Genomic DNA, 14,328 nt, shown 5'->3' with positions numbered 1-14,328 from the left:
GCGGATTTCGCGCAGGGTCTTGACGGGTCGGCCAGGCGCACCGCATCTTGAATGCCGTTCTAAGTTCTAGAACGGCATTCAAGGTCTGGTTACCGAGAGGCGGGGCGATGCAGACAGCACGGCAGCAGGAGCGGCATCAGCAGCAACAGAGCGACGAGGTGTTCCGGGTCGAGACCCATGGCATCGACCCCATCCCCGACGAGGAGCGGCACGGCAGTGCCAAGGACCTCTTCTGGCTCTGGTTCGGCTCCAACCTCACCTTCACCTACGTCATCAACGGCGCTCTCGCCGTCGCCTTCGGCCTGTCCTTCTGGCAGGCGACCGCCGTCGTGGTCGTCGGCGGCCTCGCCTTCTTCGCCATCAGCGCCGCCGGCCTCAGCGGCATCCGTACCGGAACGGCCACCCTCGTGATCTCCCGCGCCGCCTTCGGCGTACGCGGCAACTGGCCCGCCGGAGTGCTCAACTGGGTCGTCAGCATCGGCTACACCATCGTCAATACGGTGGTCGGCACCCTCGCCCTCGAAGTCTTCTTCGCCGAACTCGGCTGGCACGGCGGCGACACCGCCCGCGCCCTCGCCCTGCTGATCACCCTCGCCCTGACCTTCGCGGTCGCCATGTGGGGCCACGCCACCGTGCAGTTCGCCGAGCGCTGGATGGCGTACGCCTTGGCCATCGGCTTCGCCGCGCTCCTGGTCTTCGTCCTGCCCGGCGCGGACACCACCGCTCCCGCCACCGGCCCCGGCGCCGCCGGCTGGAGCCTGGCCTTCGTCGTCATGCTTGCAGGCCCGTTCTCGTACCTGCCGATGCCCGCCGACTACACGCGCTACCTGCCCAGGACCACCTCGCTGCGTGCCATCACCTGGAGCGGGGCACTGGGCGGCTTCGTCTCGTCGGTCGCCCTCGGCGTCGCGGGCGTGGCGGCCGCCACCCAGACGGACATGAGCGACGCCGTCGCGGGCGCCGAAAAGCTGCTGCCCGGCTGGTTCCAGCCGCTCTTCCTGGCCCTGGTACTCGGCGGCTCCGTCACCAACTCGATCATCACGCTCTACTCCTCCAGCCTGAACCTCCAGGTCCTGGGCATCCCCTGGAGCCGGTCGAGGGCCATCGTCATCAGCGCCGCCGTCACCGCGGTCGGCTCGCTCGGCGCCCTCTTCCTGGCCGACTTCACTGCGTCGCTGCTGTCCTTCCTCTCGCTGCTGATCATCGTCTTCGCACCGTGGGGCGGCGTCTTCCTCGCCGACATGCTGCTGCGCCGCTGCCGTTACGACGCGGACGCCCTGCACTCCGGATCCGGCGGTGCGTACTGGTACCGGGCCGGCTACCACCCGGCGGGCATGACCGCCCTCCTCACCGGCATCGTCTTCGCCGGTCTCACCTGCGACTCGGTGCTGTGGACCGGCCCCCTCGTCGCGCCACTCGGCGGCGCCGACCTCACACTCCTCGGCTCGGTCGTCTCGGCCCTCACCTACTGGGCACTGGCCGCCCGTACGCCCGTCCGCTCAGCCCGCTGAAACATCCGTACTTCCCGTACCACCCCAGGAGCCCACCCCTCATGTCCCGCACCACCGGCACCACCCCGGCCGAACTGCTCCTCCTCAACGCCCGCATCCACACGGTCGACCCCGCACTGCCCGAAGCCCAGGCCCTCGCCGTGCGCGACGGGCGTATCGCCTGGCTCGGCCCGGACTCCGGCGCCGAACCGTGGACGGGACCTGACACCAAGGTGATCGACGCGGGCGGCCGGCTGGTGCTGCCCGGCTTCGTCGACGCCCACAACCACGTCAGGCTCGGCTCCGACGACGCCTGCGTCCAGCTCGCCGGTGTACGTACGCTCGACGGCATCCACGACCGCATCCGCGCCTGGCACACCGCCCACCCGGACGCCGAGTGGATCGAGGCCGAGGCCTTCGACTACTCGGCGATCCCGGACGGCAGGATGCCGCGCGCCGACGACCTCGACCCCGTCACCGGCGACACACCCGCCTTCGTCCTCAGCTACGACGTGCACACCGCCTGGCTGAACACCGCGGCCCTGCGCCGCCTCGGCATCAGCCGTGACCGTACGAGCCTGCCCTTCGGCGAGGCCGAGACCGACCCCGCGACCGGCGAACCCACCGGATTCATCAAGGACTTCGCCGTCAAGGGCCTTTCCCGCGACGGACACCGCGCCCTGCGCGCACTCGGCGTGCCCTGGGCATCGCCCGACCGGCAGTACGGCCGCCTCGTCAAGAGCCTCGACGATGCGATCCGGTACGGCATCACGACCGTCGTCGAGCCGCAGAACTCCCTCGACGACCTCGCCCTCTACGAGCGGGCCCGCGCCGAAGGACGGCTCAGGTCCCGTATCGTCGCGGCGCTCTTCCACCCGCGCGGCACCACCGGAGCCGACCTCGACGAATTCGCCGCGGCGGCACAGAAGTACGACGACGACCGGCTGAGTGTCGGCCCGCTCAAGCTCTACATCGACGACGTCGTCGAGCCGCGCACCGCCGCCCTCCTGGAGCCGTACGCGGGCTGCCACCACCGGGGCGACACCTTCTACCCGCCGGAGGAATTCGCCGAGCTGCTGACGGGCCTCGACGCGCGCGGCTTCCAGTGCTTCGTCCACGCCACCGGCGACCGGGGCATCCGTACCGTCCTCGACGCCGTAGAGCACGCCCGTACGGTCAACGGCCCGCGCGACGCCCGGCACCAGGTCGTCCACGTCGAATGCCTCGACCCGGCCGACACCCCGCGCTTCGCGGAGCTCGGCGTGGTCGCCTGCATGCAGCCGCGCCACTGCGCCCCCGAGATCGCGGGCCCGGGCAAGGACTGGGCGCAGAACGTCGGCGCGGACCGCTGGCACAAGGCATGGCCGATGCGCAGCCTGCACGAGGCCGGCGCGGTGCTCGCCTTCTCCAGCGACTGGAACGTCGCCGAGATGGACCCCATGACCGGCATCTACACCGCCGTGACGCGGCGGCCGCTCGACGGTGGCGAGCCGTGGATGCCGGGCGAGACGGTGGACGTGGCCACCGCCGTGCACGGCTACACCATGGGCTCCGCCTACGCCAACTTCCTCGACCACGAGCGGGGTTCACTGACCGTCGGCAAGGTCGCCGACTTCGTCGTCCTCTCCCGGGACATCCTGCGCGCCGCGCCCGAGGACATCCCGGGCACCGTCGCCGAGACCGTTGTCGTGGGCGGCGAAATCGTCTCCGAGGCCTGAGGGGAAGAGAGTTCAGAGCCAGCCGTTGCGGCGGAAGGCGCGGTGGATGGCGAAGCAGGAAACGGCCATGCCGACGAGGGTCGCGGGATAGCCGTAGGTCCACCGCAGTTCCGGCATGACGTCGAAGTTCATGCCGTAGACGCCGCAGATCATGGTCGGTACGGCGATGATCGCCGCCCAGGCCGTGATCTTGCGCATGTCTTCGTTCTGCGTGATCGTCACCTGGGCCAGATGGGCCTGCAGGATCGAGTCGAGCAGCCCGTCGAAGGCGGTGATCTGCTCGGAGGTCCTTGCCAGGTCGCCCGAGACGTCACGGAAGTACGCCCGTATGTCCGGGCTCACGGACGGCATCGGCTCGGTCGCCAGGACGTTCAGCGGCCGGGCCAGCGGCGCGACGGCCCGCTTGAGCTCGAGGAGTTCACGCTTGAGCTGGTAGATCCGGCCGGCATCGCCACGGCCCGCCGACTCGCTGAACACGGCGCTCTCGACCGCGTCTATGTCCTGCTGCACGGCATCGGCCACCACGAGGTAGTCGTCGACGACATGGTCCGCGATCGCGTGCAGCACCGCGGAAGGACCCATGGCCAGCTGATCGGGCGCCGCCTCCAGGGCCTCCCGGAGCGGGCCGAGCGAGCCGTGTCCGCCGTGACGGACGGTGACGACGAAGTCGGATCCGGTGAAGACCATGACGTCGCCGGTGTCCACGATCTCGCTGGTGGCGGTGACTTCGGCGTGCTCGACATAGTGCACGGTCTTGAAGACGGCGAACAGCACGTCGTCGTACCGCTCGACCTTCGGCCGCTGATGAGCCTGTACGGCGTCCTCCACGGCCAGCGGATGGAGCTCGAACAGCTCGGCAAATCCGGCGAATTCCTCCTGGGCGGGCTCATGCAGCCCGATCCAGACAAACCCCCGGCCGGACTTGCGGACCCGCCGCAGGGCCTCCTCCGCCGGACAGTCGCCCGGCTGCCGCAGGCCGTCCTCGTACACCACACAGTTGACGACCGCGCTGCCGAGCGGTGACCTGGTCGGATGGCTCAGATCCACGGTCCGGCCGTAGGCGCGGCGTACCACTCGGCTGATATTGCGGATCAACGGCATAGCGGGCTCCTTCAGAAGATCGTCGGCCAGTGTGCCAGGGCTGCCGCGGGCCCCGCCGCGAGGGGCGGCCCGCCGCCGCGGCCGTTCGCGGCACTGAGGCCCCCCGGCGGGCCGTACACTCCCAAGCATGGGTCGCACATGTGAAACGAAGGAGTGCCTGGTACAGGCTCCTCATGCCCTGTGCGCGTTGCACGGCCACGGCTAGCGATCCGTTTCTCCGCATTTCTGCGTTTTCTGCTCGCCGGTTTCTGATCCGGCCCTCACTCCCCAGTTCGTGGAGCCCTCTCCGTACGGCGGTCTGCTGCCGTAGACGCGTGGGCGCCGCCTCCTTTGCCGACGCCGGAATTCCGGCCTCGCCCGCCGTACCCCCGAGAGGACCCCTGTGAAGTTGAGCGAGTTGCTGGCCGGCCATGACCACGAGGTCCTCGCGGGCGATCCGGAGACGCTGATCACCGCCGGAACATGCTTCGACGCTCACCGGGCATCACCGGGCGCTCTGTTCATCGCGGTGCCCGGCCACGCCGAGGGCGGCCCCGAGTCCGTCGGACCGGCCCTCGCACGCGGCGCCGTCGCGGTACTGGTCGAGAGCGCGGCGCTCGACGCCCCGGCATCCGCATCGGCATCGGCCGCCGGAGTCTGCGTCGTCCGGGTTCCCGACACCAGGAAGGCGGCCGCTGCCGTGGCCTCCCGGTACTACGGCGAGCCCGGGCGGGCCATGGACATGGTCGCCGTCACCGGCACCAACGGGAAGACTTCCGTGTCGTACATGGTCGAGTCCCTTCTGCGCCTCGCCGAGGGCGCAGAGGTGGGCGTCATCGGTACGGCCGGCAGCCGGATCGGGGACGAGCTGATCCCCATGCCCAGGTCGGTGCTGACCACACCCGAATCGCCGGACTTCCAGTACTTGCTGGGGCGCATGCGCGACCGCGAGGTGTCCACCGTGGTGCTCGAAGCCACCTCGATGGGCCTGCTGAACCACCGCGTCGACGACTCGTTCATCGACGTCGGGATCTTCACCAACCTCACCCAGGACCACCTCGACGACCACGGCACGATGGACAACTACCGGGACGCCAAGCTGCGCCTCTTCCAGGGCCTGTGCCGGCGTGCCGTCGTCAACGTGGACGACGCTGTGGGTGCCTCGATCGTGGCGATGATGCCGGGCGAGGTGGTGACGTACGCCCTCGACTCCGAGGCCGACTACCGGGCGACCGACCTCAGCATGGACGGCCACGGCACGCGCTTCACTCTCCACCACGACGGCCGCAAGTACCCGGCGGCGATCCCCGTCCCCGGCCGGTACTCGGTCGCCAACGCGCTGGCGACCGTGGCGGCCTGTCACCTCCTGGGCCACGACCTCGCGGGGCTGGTCGCCGCACTGGACCGGATGCCGCCGACGCCGGGGCGGTTCGAACGCTTCGAGACGCCGGGCGGCACGTCCGTGATCGTGGACTACGCGCACTCCCCGGACTCCCTGGACAAGGTCCTGGGCACCATCCGCGGCTTCGCGAAGGCTCGGGTGATCACGGTCTTCGGCTGCGGCGGCGACCGGGACGTGACCAAGCGTGCCCGGATGGGAGAGATCGCCGGGACGTACTCCGACCTGTGCGTTCTCACCTCGGACAATCCGAGGTACGAGAACCCCGAGGCGATCCTGGACCAGGTCACCCCGGGCCTCACGGCGACGGGCACCCCGTTCGTACGCTTCGCCGACCGCCGCAGCGCCATTGCCCACGCGCTGTCCGCCGCGGGCGCCGACGACGTCGTACTGATCGCGGGCAAGGGCAGCGAGCCGTACCAGATCGTCGGCGAGCGGCTCATCCCGTTCAGCGACATGGCTACGGTGCGGGAACTGGCCGGGGCGTAGCGGAGTCCTCGCCGGTGGTCAGCCGTACGACGTTGGACTGCGCGCCGTAGGTGATGGCGCGGCCCCGGTAGGCCGCCCGCTTCTCGTCCGGCAGGGTGATCAGGCCGAAAGAGTTGATGTCCGGGTCCAGGACGGCGACCGGGCGGAATGCGCGGCTGCCCTCGGGCCTGGTTTCGAGCAGGAAGCCCTCCTCGTCGTCGGCGTGGTCCGTCCAGGTGAACCTGATGCCGTTGGCGTGCTCGACGGTGGCCTTGAGGCCGGTCGGTGCGGAGGCGGCATCGCGTACGGAGTGCGTGGTGACGGCGGTCTTGCCCGCGACCGTGCGGGGAGGCGCCCACTCGTGGTCGCCCTTCTGGTCCTCCTCCGTCAACTCGCCCGGTGGGAGGGTGACTTCGACCGGGCGGGAGGCGGGTCCGTAGTAGGGGCGCAGGCGGTAATGGAATGCGGTGCGGGGCATGAGGTCGGGATGCCGGTACGTGCGTTCACCGGGAGCCAGGTACCGCAGAATCGTGTACGGGCCGTGGGGCTCCGTCGCGAACTCGACGACGTGGCCGGCCGCACCGCTCTCGTCCCCCGTCCACCGCAGGGTGATGTCGACGGGTGAGACGAGAGTGGCCGTGAGGCGGGTGGCCCCCCTGACGCGGGTGCTGCTGATCCTGAAGTACCGTTCCTCCGGACTGAGCAGGAGTGGATCTGCTCAGCCGCACGCCCCGAACGGTCTTGGGCGCACTGGTCCCCGGCGTACTCAACCCCGGGGCGGTGACACGCATCCTGTGCGTGGTCCGGGCCCGGGAGGTCGGTTCCCTGCGCGATCTGGCCAAATGGGTACGGCCAGAGGCGACGGGGAGGCCCTGAACCATCACTCCGGTGGAGCGGGGGCCCCGCACGCTGGCGCCGTACCCGGCGTCCCAGATCACACGATCACGTTAACCCGGACGGCCCAGGAGGCCGCAAGCCCGGAAGTCGACCATCACACGATCGAGTTAAACCGCCCTCGTGCACGCTCCCCGGCAAGCAGCTGACGACACCTCGAACTGACGGGTGCCGCCGGTGTACGTCGCATAACGCCGCTCGGCGCGCTGGTCACCGCTCGCGGTGGAGCAGGTGAGCCGGAAGGTCAGCCCTTCGACCTGACCGCACCCCCTTTCCTGCACGTTGAACGACGGGGAGACGGAGGTCCAGCCACCGGGCTCGACCTCCGCGCGGGCGTTCGGCGCCAGGACCAGTCCGCAGGTGGCTGTGAGGCCGACGATGGCGAGGAGTCGGTTGCGCACGTCTTCACTTCCCTTCTCGAATTCGCGTATATGAACGCTGTTCATGGGAGGGGCGGTGCGAGAGCGTAGGACTGGACCAGCCGCCTGGCAATGGCGGGAGCGGAATCCGCCGGGAACATCCGGCGGATTCCGCTTCCTGTGACGTCAGTTGCGGATACGGCGGGCCGCTGCCACCAAGTTCTCCAGAGCCGGACGAACTTCGGCGGCAGTACGGGTCTTCAGACCGCAGTCCGGGTTGATCCACAGCCGGTCGGCCGGAACGGTCCGCAGCGCGCGATCGATCAGATCCGTGATTTCGCGCTCGGCCGGAATGCGCGGCGAGTGGATGTCGTACACGCCCGGCCCGACCTCACGGGGATAACCGGCCGTGGCCAGTTCGTCCGCGATCTGCATGTGCGAGCGCGCGGCCTCCAGGCTGATGACATCGGCGTCGAGGTCGTCGATCGCGGCCAGAATCGCGCCGAACTCCGCGTAGCACATATGCGTATGGATCTGGGTCTCAGCACGAACACCGCTGGTCGCGAGCCGGAACGCCTCGGTGGCCCAGGCGAGATAGGACGAGCGGTCGGCGCTGCGCAGCGGCAGCGTTTCGCGCAGCGCCGGTTCGTCGACCTGGATGACGGCGGTGCCCGCCGCTTCGAGGTCGGTGACCTCGTCGCGCAGGGCAAGAGCGACCTGGCGGGCGGTGTCGGCGAGCGGCTGGTCGTCGCGGACGAAGGACCAGGCGAGCATGGTGACGGGCCCGGTGAGCATGCCCTTGACCGGGCGGTCGGTGAGGGACTGGGCGTACGACGTCCAGCGCACCGTCATCGGCTCGGGGCGGGACACGTCGCCTGCCAGGATCGGCGGGCGGACGTAACGGGTACCGTAGGACTGGACCCAGCCGTGCCGGGTGGCGAGGTAGCCGGTGAGCTGTTCGGCGAAGTACTGGACCATGTCGTTGCGTTCGGGCTCGCCGTGCACGAGAACGTCCAGCCCGGCCTTCTCCTGGAAGGCGATCACCTCGCGGATCTCGGCGGCGATCCGTTCGTCGTACGCCGCACCGTCGATGCGTCCGGCGCGCAGGTCGGCGCGCGCGGTGCGCAACTCCGTGGTCTGCGGGAACGAGCCGATCGTCGTCGTGGGCAGCGGCGGCAGCCCCAGCCGGGCCCGCTGGGCCGAGGTGCGCTCGGCGTACGGCTCCGGGCGGCGGGCCTGCTCCGGCGTGACGGCGGCGCACCGGGCACGCACGGCAGGGTCGCGGGTGAGCGCGGAGGCGGATCGGGAGGCCAGCGCGGCGCGGCTCGCGGCCAGTTGCGGCGCGACGGCGTCCGCTCCGCGGGTCAGGGCGGTGGCGAGGGTGACGGTCTCCGCCGTCTTCTGGCGGGCGAACGCCAGCCAGCGGGCGACCTGCGGGTCCACATCGCGTTCGACGGCCGCGTCGAGCGGGACGTGCAGCAGGGAGCAGGAGGGCGCGACGTCGACCCGGTCGGCGAGCCCGAGCAGGGTGGCGAGGGTCGAGAGCGAGCGCTCCAGGTCGTTGATCCATACGTTGCGGCCGTCCACGACCCCGGCGATCAGCCGCTTGCCCGGCAGGCCGCCGGCCGCGGCGAGGTCGGCGAGGTTGGCGGCGGCCGGTCCGGTGAAGTCCAGCGCGAGGCCGTCGACCGGGGCGTGCGCGAGAACCGGCAGCGCCTCGCCGAGCCGGTCGAAGTACGACGCGACCAGGAGCTTCGGCCGGTCGGTGAGCGCGCCGAGTTCGCGGTAGACGCGTGCGGCGGTGTTCAGTACGGCGGGGGTCTGGTCCTGGACGAGGGCGGGCTCGTCGAGCTGGACCCAGTCGGCGCCCGCCGCCCGCAGATCGGACAGGATCTCGGCGTACACCGGCAGCAGCCGGTCGACGAGGGTGATCGGCTCGAACCCGTCGGCGACCCCCGGGGCGGCCTTGGCGAGCAGCAGGAACGTGACCGGGCCGACCAGGACAGGGCGGACCGAGTGGCCGAGCGCGACCGCCTCGCGGCACTCCTCGACCGGCCCCCGGGAGGTGGCCGTGAAGACGGTGTCGGGGCGGAGTTCGGGCACCAGGTAGTGGTAGTTGGTGTCGAACCACTTGGTCATTTCCAGCGGCGCGGCGTCCTCCGTGCCGCGTGCCATGGCGAAATAGCCGTCCAGCTGGTCGGCATGAACGGCGGCCCGGTGGCGCTCGGGAATCGCGCCGACCATCACGGCCGCGTCCAGAACATGGTCGTACAGCGAGAAACTGCCGGTCGGCACCTCACGGATGCCCGCGTCGGCCAGCTGCTGCCAGGCGTCGCGACGCAGTCCGGCGGCGGTGCTGTGCAGGTCGGCGGCGCTGGTGCGGCCCGCCCAGTAGCCCTCGACGGCCTTCTTGAGCTCCCGGCCGGGGCCTTGGCGGGGGTAGCCGTGCACAGTGGGCTGTGATTGCGGGGTGGCGGAACGGTCGGCCACGGAACTCTCCTTCGCGAGTCGCGGAGATGACCCCGGAGCGGGCCGAGGACGCGAAGGAAGGCGCACCGGGCGACGTACGGCAACACCATGACAACAGCCATGATCCGCCTGCCCGTTACCGCCGACCTGCCCTCGAGGTCACCGAGATCACCGCATGCGGGGTCGCACGCGGGCAGTGGCAGGTATTCGGACTCGCGGGCCTGCCGTACCGGGCTCTCGCCCGGCGGGCACCTACTGGCCGTCGCTTCCCAGACCCGGAATCCGGGGCCAGTGCGTATGACGGCGGTCGTTCCCACTCACCGCTGCGGGGCAGTCCCGGATTCCCACCGGGTTCCCTCTTACGACGCTTCCGTCCGGCTGACGGATCGAACCAGCTGCAAGGACAACGTACTCCACACGATCTTCGAACAGCGGGGGGTGGGTAGCCTCCCGCTGTGAAATTTGGTGTGAACATACTCAACTTCGGTCCCGGCACCACCCCCGCGAGCCTGCTCAAACAGGCCCAGGACGCAAGGGAGTCAGGCTTCCGCTTCGCGATGATCTCCGACCACATCGCGGTGACTCCCGATGTGCACGAGACCTATCCGGCCCCTTTCTACGACCAGTTCGTACTGGCCGCCCACCTCGCGGGACGCGTGCCCGGCCTGACCCTCGGCACCACCGTGACCGTCGTCCCGTACCGGCATCCGCTGCAGACCGCCCGGATGGCCGCCAACATCGACTGCCTCAACACGGACGGGTTCATCCTCGGCGCGGGCGTCGGCTGGTCCGCGCGCGAATACGCCGCGCTGGGCGTCCCGTTCGCCGAGCGCGGCCGCATCACCGACGAGTACCTCACCGCGATCCGCGCCGCGTGGACCGAGGACCGGACCACCTTCCAGGGAGAGTACGTCGCATACGAAGGCGTACGGACGGCCCCCGCCCCCGCCACCGTCCCCCACCTCCCCGTCTGGGTCGGCGGCGGCTCACCGGCCGCCCTGCGCCGCGCCGCCCGCCTCGGCGAAGGCTGGCACCCGTACCGGCCGACCATGGCCGCGATCCGCGCCGCCCTGCCGGTGCTGGCGGCGGAGGCGGAGCGCGCCGGACGGCCGGTGCCCGCGCTCGTACCGCGGCTGCAGATCCACCTGACCGAGAGCCGCATCGGCGGCGAACACCCGGTCGGCCACGGGACGGCCGACCAGATCCGCGAGGAACTCGCGGCGCTCCACGACCTGGGCGCGACCCACGTGCTCTTCGACACCAATCCGGACTCGCCGGGACTGCGCGGGACCGCGGACGACGACCGCAGGGTCCTCTCGCTCCTCGTCGACAAGGTCGTCGATCCGGAGACAGGGACCGTACGCTGACCGGCTGACCTGCTGCCCTGCCCGGTCGACTGCAGGCCCGACTGCCTCACGGGGCAGCCTCGTACGTGTATCCGGCGACCCAGGTGATGTCGAGCTGCGCGGACGAGCCGGGCGCGGCAGGCGGACCGTACAGCGCGCTCTCGTTCTGCAGGACCCAGGACAGCGGCTCCTGCGGGATGCCGCGCGTACTCGATCCGATGAGCACGCCGTCCAGGTAGTAGCGGATCTCCTCCGGCGTCCACTCGACGGACGTGGTGTGCCAGTCCGTCCAGCGGGCGCCGGTGGCGAACATGTCCTGCTGCCCGCCGTCGCAGGGGTGTGTGAAGGCGGTGATCGTTTCGGTCCAGTTCTGCTCCGGATAGTCGATCTCGCAGCCGTTTCCGTACCAGAGATGTGCCGACTTGTAGCCGGGCGCGGCCTCCACCACGCGGAACCTCTCGCTGAACTTGCCGTACGTCTGCTCCATCAGCTTCTTCGGGACGACGGCCGCAGCATGGACGGGACCACCGTCCGCCGGCCTCCACATCCGGATGCTCATCCGGCCGTCGCCGCTGTCGTCCGGGCCGACGGCGACCGTGTCCTCCGGGTGGTAGTTGCCGCCGACTGACCGGACGGCATTGCCGTCGGCGCCGGACGTCGCGGTGTCCTGCCAGCTGTTCGGGTACGCCCACCACTCGTCCCGGTACGTGCCTTCCAGGCCTTCGCAGTACGCGTCCGGGGTGTCGGCGTAGTGGTCGCAGTCGCTGAACGAGCCGAGCGGCACCGTGTCCCCGTTGAAGTCCTCCGCGAAGACCTGCCGGAAGGGGCCGCAGTCGCCGCGCGGCATGCTGTCGCCCACGGTGCGGCACGCGTCCTGCGACGGCGCGGAGGCGCCCGACGTGGGCGTGAGCCAGGCGAGGAGGAAAGCCACCGGGGCGAGAGCGAGCGCGGCGGCCAGGAGACGGCGCCGCGGGCGCCGGTGCGTGTGTACGGTCATGGGCCCGGTCCTCCACTGGGGCGACGGCCCGCCGGGGGTTACGGCCGGTGGCGCGTCGCGTGCCTGTTCTGGACGGTGCGCCACATACCGTACGGGCGCCGGGCCCGAGGGGGCCAGGGGTGCCACTAGGGTGACTTCGGTGCCACGTACGGCGGCGACCGCCGTGCGGTGGAGCGGCCGGGTACGGACGCTGGGGTCATGTCACATCACCTCAGCGGACCCCATCTCCGGTCGCCCATGGACGACGCCCGGCTGGACCTGACGGACGTGTTCGCGTTCACCGTGCCGGGCGACAGCACCGTACTGATCATGAACGTCAACCCGATCGCCCCCACCGGAGGCACTGCGTTCCACCCGGACGCGGTCTACCGCATCAACGTCGACACCGACGGCGACCACCGGGCGGACCTGGCGTTCAGCTTCGAGTTCTCCCGGCCCGTCGACGGGCAGCAGACTTTCACCGTGTACCGGGCGACGGGCGAGCAGGCCCGCGGGCACGAGGCCGCCGGCAAGCAGCTCGTCGCCGACGCGCCGGTCAGCTTCGGGCCCGCGCCGACCGTGGTCGAGGCCGGACCGTACCTGCTCTCCGTCGGTCTGCGCAGCGACCCGTTCTTCGCGGATCTCGACGGGATCGTCGACAACTTTCAGTGGACGGGTGTGGACTGGGGAGCCGACAAGAACGTCTTCGGCATCGTGATCGAGGCCCCGAACGCCGAGATCAGTACCGATCCGGAGATCGGGGTGTGGGCACGGGTCAGCGTGCGGCAGAACGGAGAGCTCAAGTCCGTCGACCGCGGCGCCCACCCGTCGCTGACCGCGTACTTCAACGCCGAGGAGGCGAAGGAGGCGTACAACGAAGGGGAGCCCGCCGCGGACTGGGACACGTACCGCGAGCCATGGACCGAGGTCCTCCGGCGCACCGGCGGATACGACGCGGAGGCGGCCGAGGCGGCGCTGCGGGTGATCCTGCCGGACATCCTGCGCTACGACCGGGACCTGCCGGCGGCGTACCCGAACGGGCGGGCGCTCACTGATGACGTTACGTCGGCGCGGCTGGCGATGATCTCGGGCGGGCAGATCGCCACGGACCACATCGGCCCGCATACGGATCTGCTCCCGGAATTCCCATACTTGGGCACGCCGCACGCGGTGGCCGACTAGCGCGTGCCCTGCGGGGCTTGTTCCCCGACACTCTCGTAGGGCGTCCGGGGTCTGGGGGCTTGCCCCCTCACGCCGCGGAGCCGTAAATGTCACAGCCGGGAAGGGGCGGGGAGGGGAAAGCGCCGCAGGCAGGCCGCACCCGCACCCGGACCCGGACCCGCGCTCACGCTCCGATGTGCGTGTACGGGGCCCACAGCCAAGGACTCCTCGGGTACCTGTCCCGCAGTTCACGGGTGATCCGGTGGACCGCCCGAGCCGGGCGCAGGCCGCCGCCCGTCATCTCCCCGTACAGCCGCGTAGTCACATCAGCCGCGTCCCCGTCCGCCACCTCCCACAACGTGGCGATCACATGGGCGTACCCCGCCAGCTGGAACGACGACGCGACATGCTGCGCCTCGTCGGCGAGCCGCACCGAGCCTGCCGCCGTACCGCACGCCGCGAGGAACGCCAGTTCCGCGTCGAGCGAGAGGCCTGCGAGGTCGGCCATGTCCAAGGCGCCGTCCACGAGCACGAGATGGTTGGCGGAGGAGCGCAGCGGGTCGGCGGTCGCATGACACGCGAAGTGCACCCAGCTGTGTTCCGGCAGCGCCCCGACCACCGCATCGCGGGTAGCGTCGTCACCCGCGAGGACCGTCGCCTCGGGGAACAACTCCGCCAGCCTCCCCGCCTCTTCGAGCGCGTGGTCGAGCGGCGGATACCCCGGCACCTCCGGCGCGGCGACGACAAGCAGCGTGCGTTCGGCCGCCGGCCGCGCCTGCTTCGAGGCCGAGCGGCGCAGTGCGCTCAGCGTCGCGGTGTACGACGACACGACATGGTCGGCGACACCGTGCGGGCGGTGCTCCCCGGCGGCGTACTTCCCCGCGGCATGCAGCGGGAAGAAGCTCAGCAGGCTGGTCGGGCACCACCAAAGCCGTGGCAGCTCCCGCTCCCCACGCTCATCCCCCTCC

At 70.6% G+C, this 14,328-nt stretch carries 11 protein-coding genes and 1 riboswitch; of the genes, 5 read left to right on the top strand and 6 right to left on the bottom strand.

The genetic code is table 11. From position 1 onward, the window contains the following. The first annotated feature begins 107 nt into the window (after positions 1–107). Together J7I98_RS31750 and J7I98_RS31745 are read left to right on the top strand one after the other, a co-directional pair. Positions 108–1,511, top strand: coding sequence for a cytosine permease (locus tag J7I98_RS31750; RefSeq protein WP_214928509.1), 1,404 nt, complete (start codon positions 108–110; stop codon positions 1,509–1,511). A 41-nt stretch (positions 1,512–1,552) separates the two neighbouring features. Then, complete coding sequence (locus J7I98_RS31745; RefSeq protein ID WP_214928508.1) at positions 1,553–3,208, top strand: amidohydrolase; 1,656 nt, start codon at positions 1,553–1,555, stop codon at positions 3,206–3,208. Positions 3,209–3,220: 12 nt separating this feature from the next. On the opposite strand, the gene J7I98_RS31740 is transcribed toward J7I98_RS31745, so the two are convergent. Then, positions 3,221–4,309 carry a magnesium and cobalt transport protein CorA gene (locus J7I98_RS31740; protein ID WP_214928507.1) on the bottom strand — a complete coding sequence of 363 codons (1,089 nt, stop codon included), beginning with the start codon at positions 4,307–4,309 and terminating at the stop codon, positions 3,221–3,223. Positions 4,310–4,691: 382 nt separating this feature from the next. Here J7I98_RS31740 and J7I98_RS31735 point away from each other — a divergent pair, with 382 nt between their 5' ends. Further along, complete coding sequence (locus J7I98_RS31735; protein WP_214928506.1) at positions 4,692–6,176, top strand: UDP-N-acetylmuramoyl-L-alanyl-D-glutamate--2,6-diaminopimelate ligase; 1,485 nt, start codon at positions 4,692–4,694, stop codon at positions 6,174–6,176. Here the strand turns inward: J7I98_RS31735 and J7I98_RS31730 are convergent. The 3 genes from J7I98_RS31730 to metE form a co-directional block, all read right to left on the bottom strand. After that, entirely contained in the window at positions 6,148–6,633 is a 486-nt protein-coding gene (locus tag J7I98_RS31730; protein WP_251021507.1) for a fibronectin type III domain-containing protein, read from the bottom strand. The genes J7I98_RS31735 and J7I98_RS31730 overlap by 29 nt on opposite strands. A gap of 526 nt (positions 6,634–7,159) precedes the next feature. Then, entirely contained in the window at positions 7,160–7,450 is a 291-nt protein-coding gene (locus J7I98_RS31725; protein WP_251021506.1) for a hypothetical protein, read from the bottom strand. Positions 7,451–7,594: 144 nt separating this feature from the next. Continuing rightward, positions 7,595–9,898, bottom strand: a complete 2,304-nt coding sequence (gene metE / locus J7I98_RS31720; protein WP_214928505.1) for a 5-methyltetrahydropteroyltriglutamate--homocysteine S-methyltransferase — start codon at positions 9,896–9,898, stop codon at positions 7,595–7,597. Between the two features lie 159 nt (positions 9,899–10,057). After that, positions 10,058–10,288: riboswitch (cobalamin riboswitch) on the bottom strand. A 56-nt stretch (positions 10,289–10,344) separates the two neighbouring features. Between metE and J7I98_RS31715 the strand changes: the two genes are divergently transcribed. Next, a complete protein-coding gene (locus J7I98_RS31715; protein WP_308378014.1) occupies positions 10,345–11,244 on the top strand; it encodes a TIGR03619 family F420-dependent LLM class oxidoreductase in 900 nt (299 codons plus the stop codon). Between the two features lie 46 nt (positions 11,245–11,290). Here J7I98_RS31715 and J7I98_RS31710 read toward each other — a convergent pair whose 3' ends face one another. Further along, the gene (locus J7I98_RS31710; protein ID WP_214928503.1) at positions 11,291–12,220 is read right to left on the bottom strand and encodes a glycoside hydrolase family 16 protein; all 930 of its coding nucleotides are present in this window, start codon (positions 12,218–12,220) and stop codon (positions 11,291–11,293) included. A gap of 198 nt (positions 12,221–12,418) precedes the next feature. Between J7I98_RS31710 and J7I98_RS31705 the strand changes: the two genes are divergently transcribed. Then, positions 12,419–13,381 carry a DUF4331 family protein gene (locus J7I98_RS31705; RefSeq protein ID WP_214928502.1) on the top strand — a complete coding sequence of 321 codons (963 nt, stop codon included), beginning with the start codon at positions 12,419–12,421 and terminating at the stop codon, positions 13,379–13,381. Positions 13,382–13,544: 163 nt separating this feature from the next. Here J7I98_RS31705 and J7I98_RS31700 read toward each other — a convergent pair. Then, positions 13,545–14,328, bottom strand: a 784-nt coding sequence (locus tag J7I98_RS31700; RefSeq protein WP_214928501.1) for a CHAT domain-containing protein, incomplete at its 5' end; no start/stop codon positions are given.

The organism is Streptomyces sp. ISL-98 (genome assembly GCF_018614055.1).
GTDB lineage: Bacteria > Actinomycetota > Actinomycetes > Streptomycetales > Streptomycetaceae > Streptomyces > Streptomyces spiramyceticus.
The sequence above is the reverse complement of the archived record's forward strand: the minus strand, read 5'-3'. Positions and strand labels throughout refer to the sequence as shown.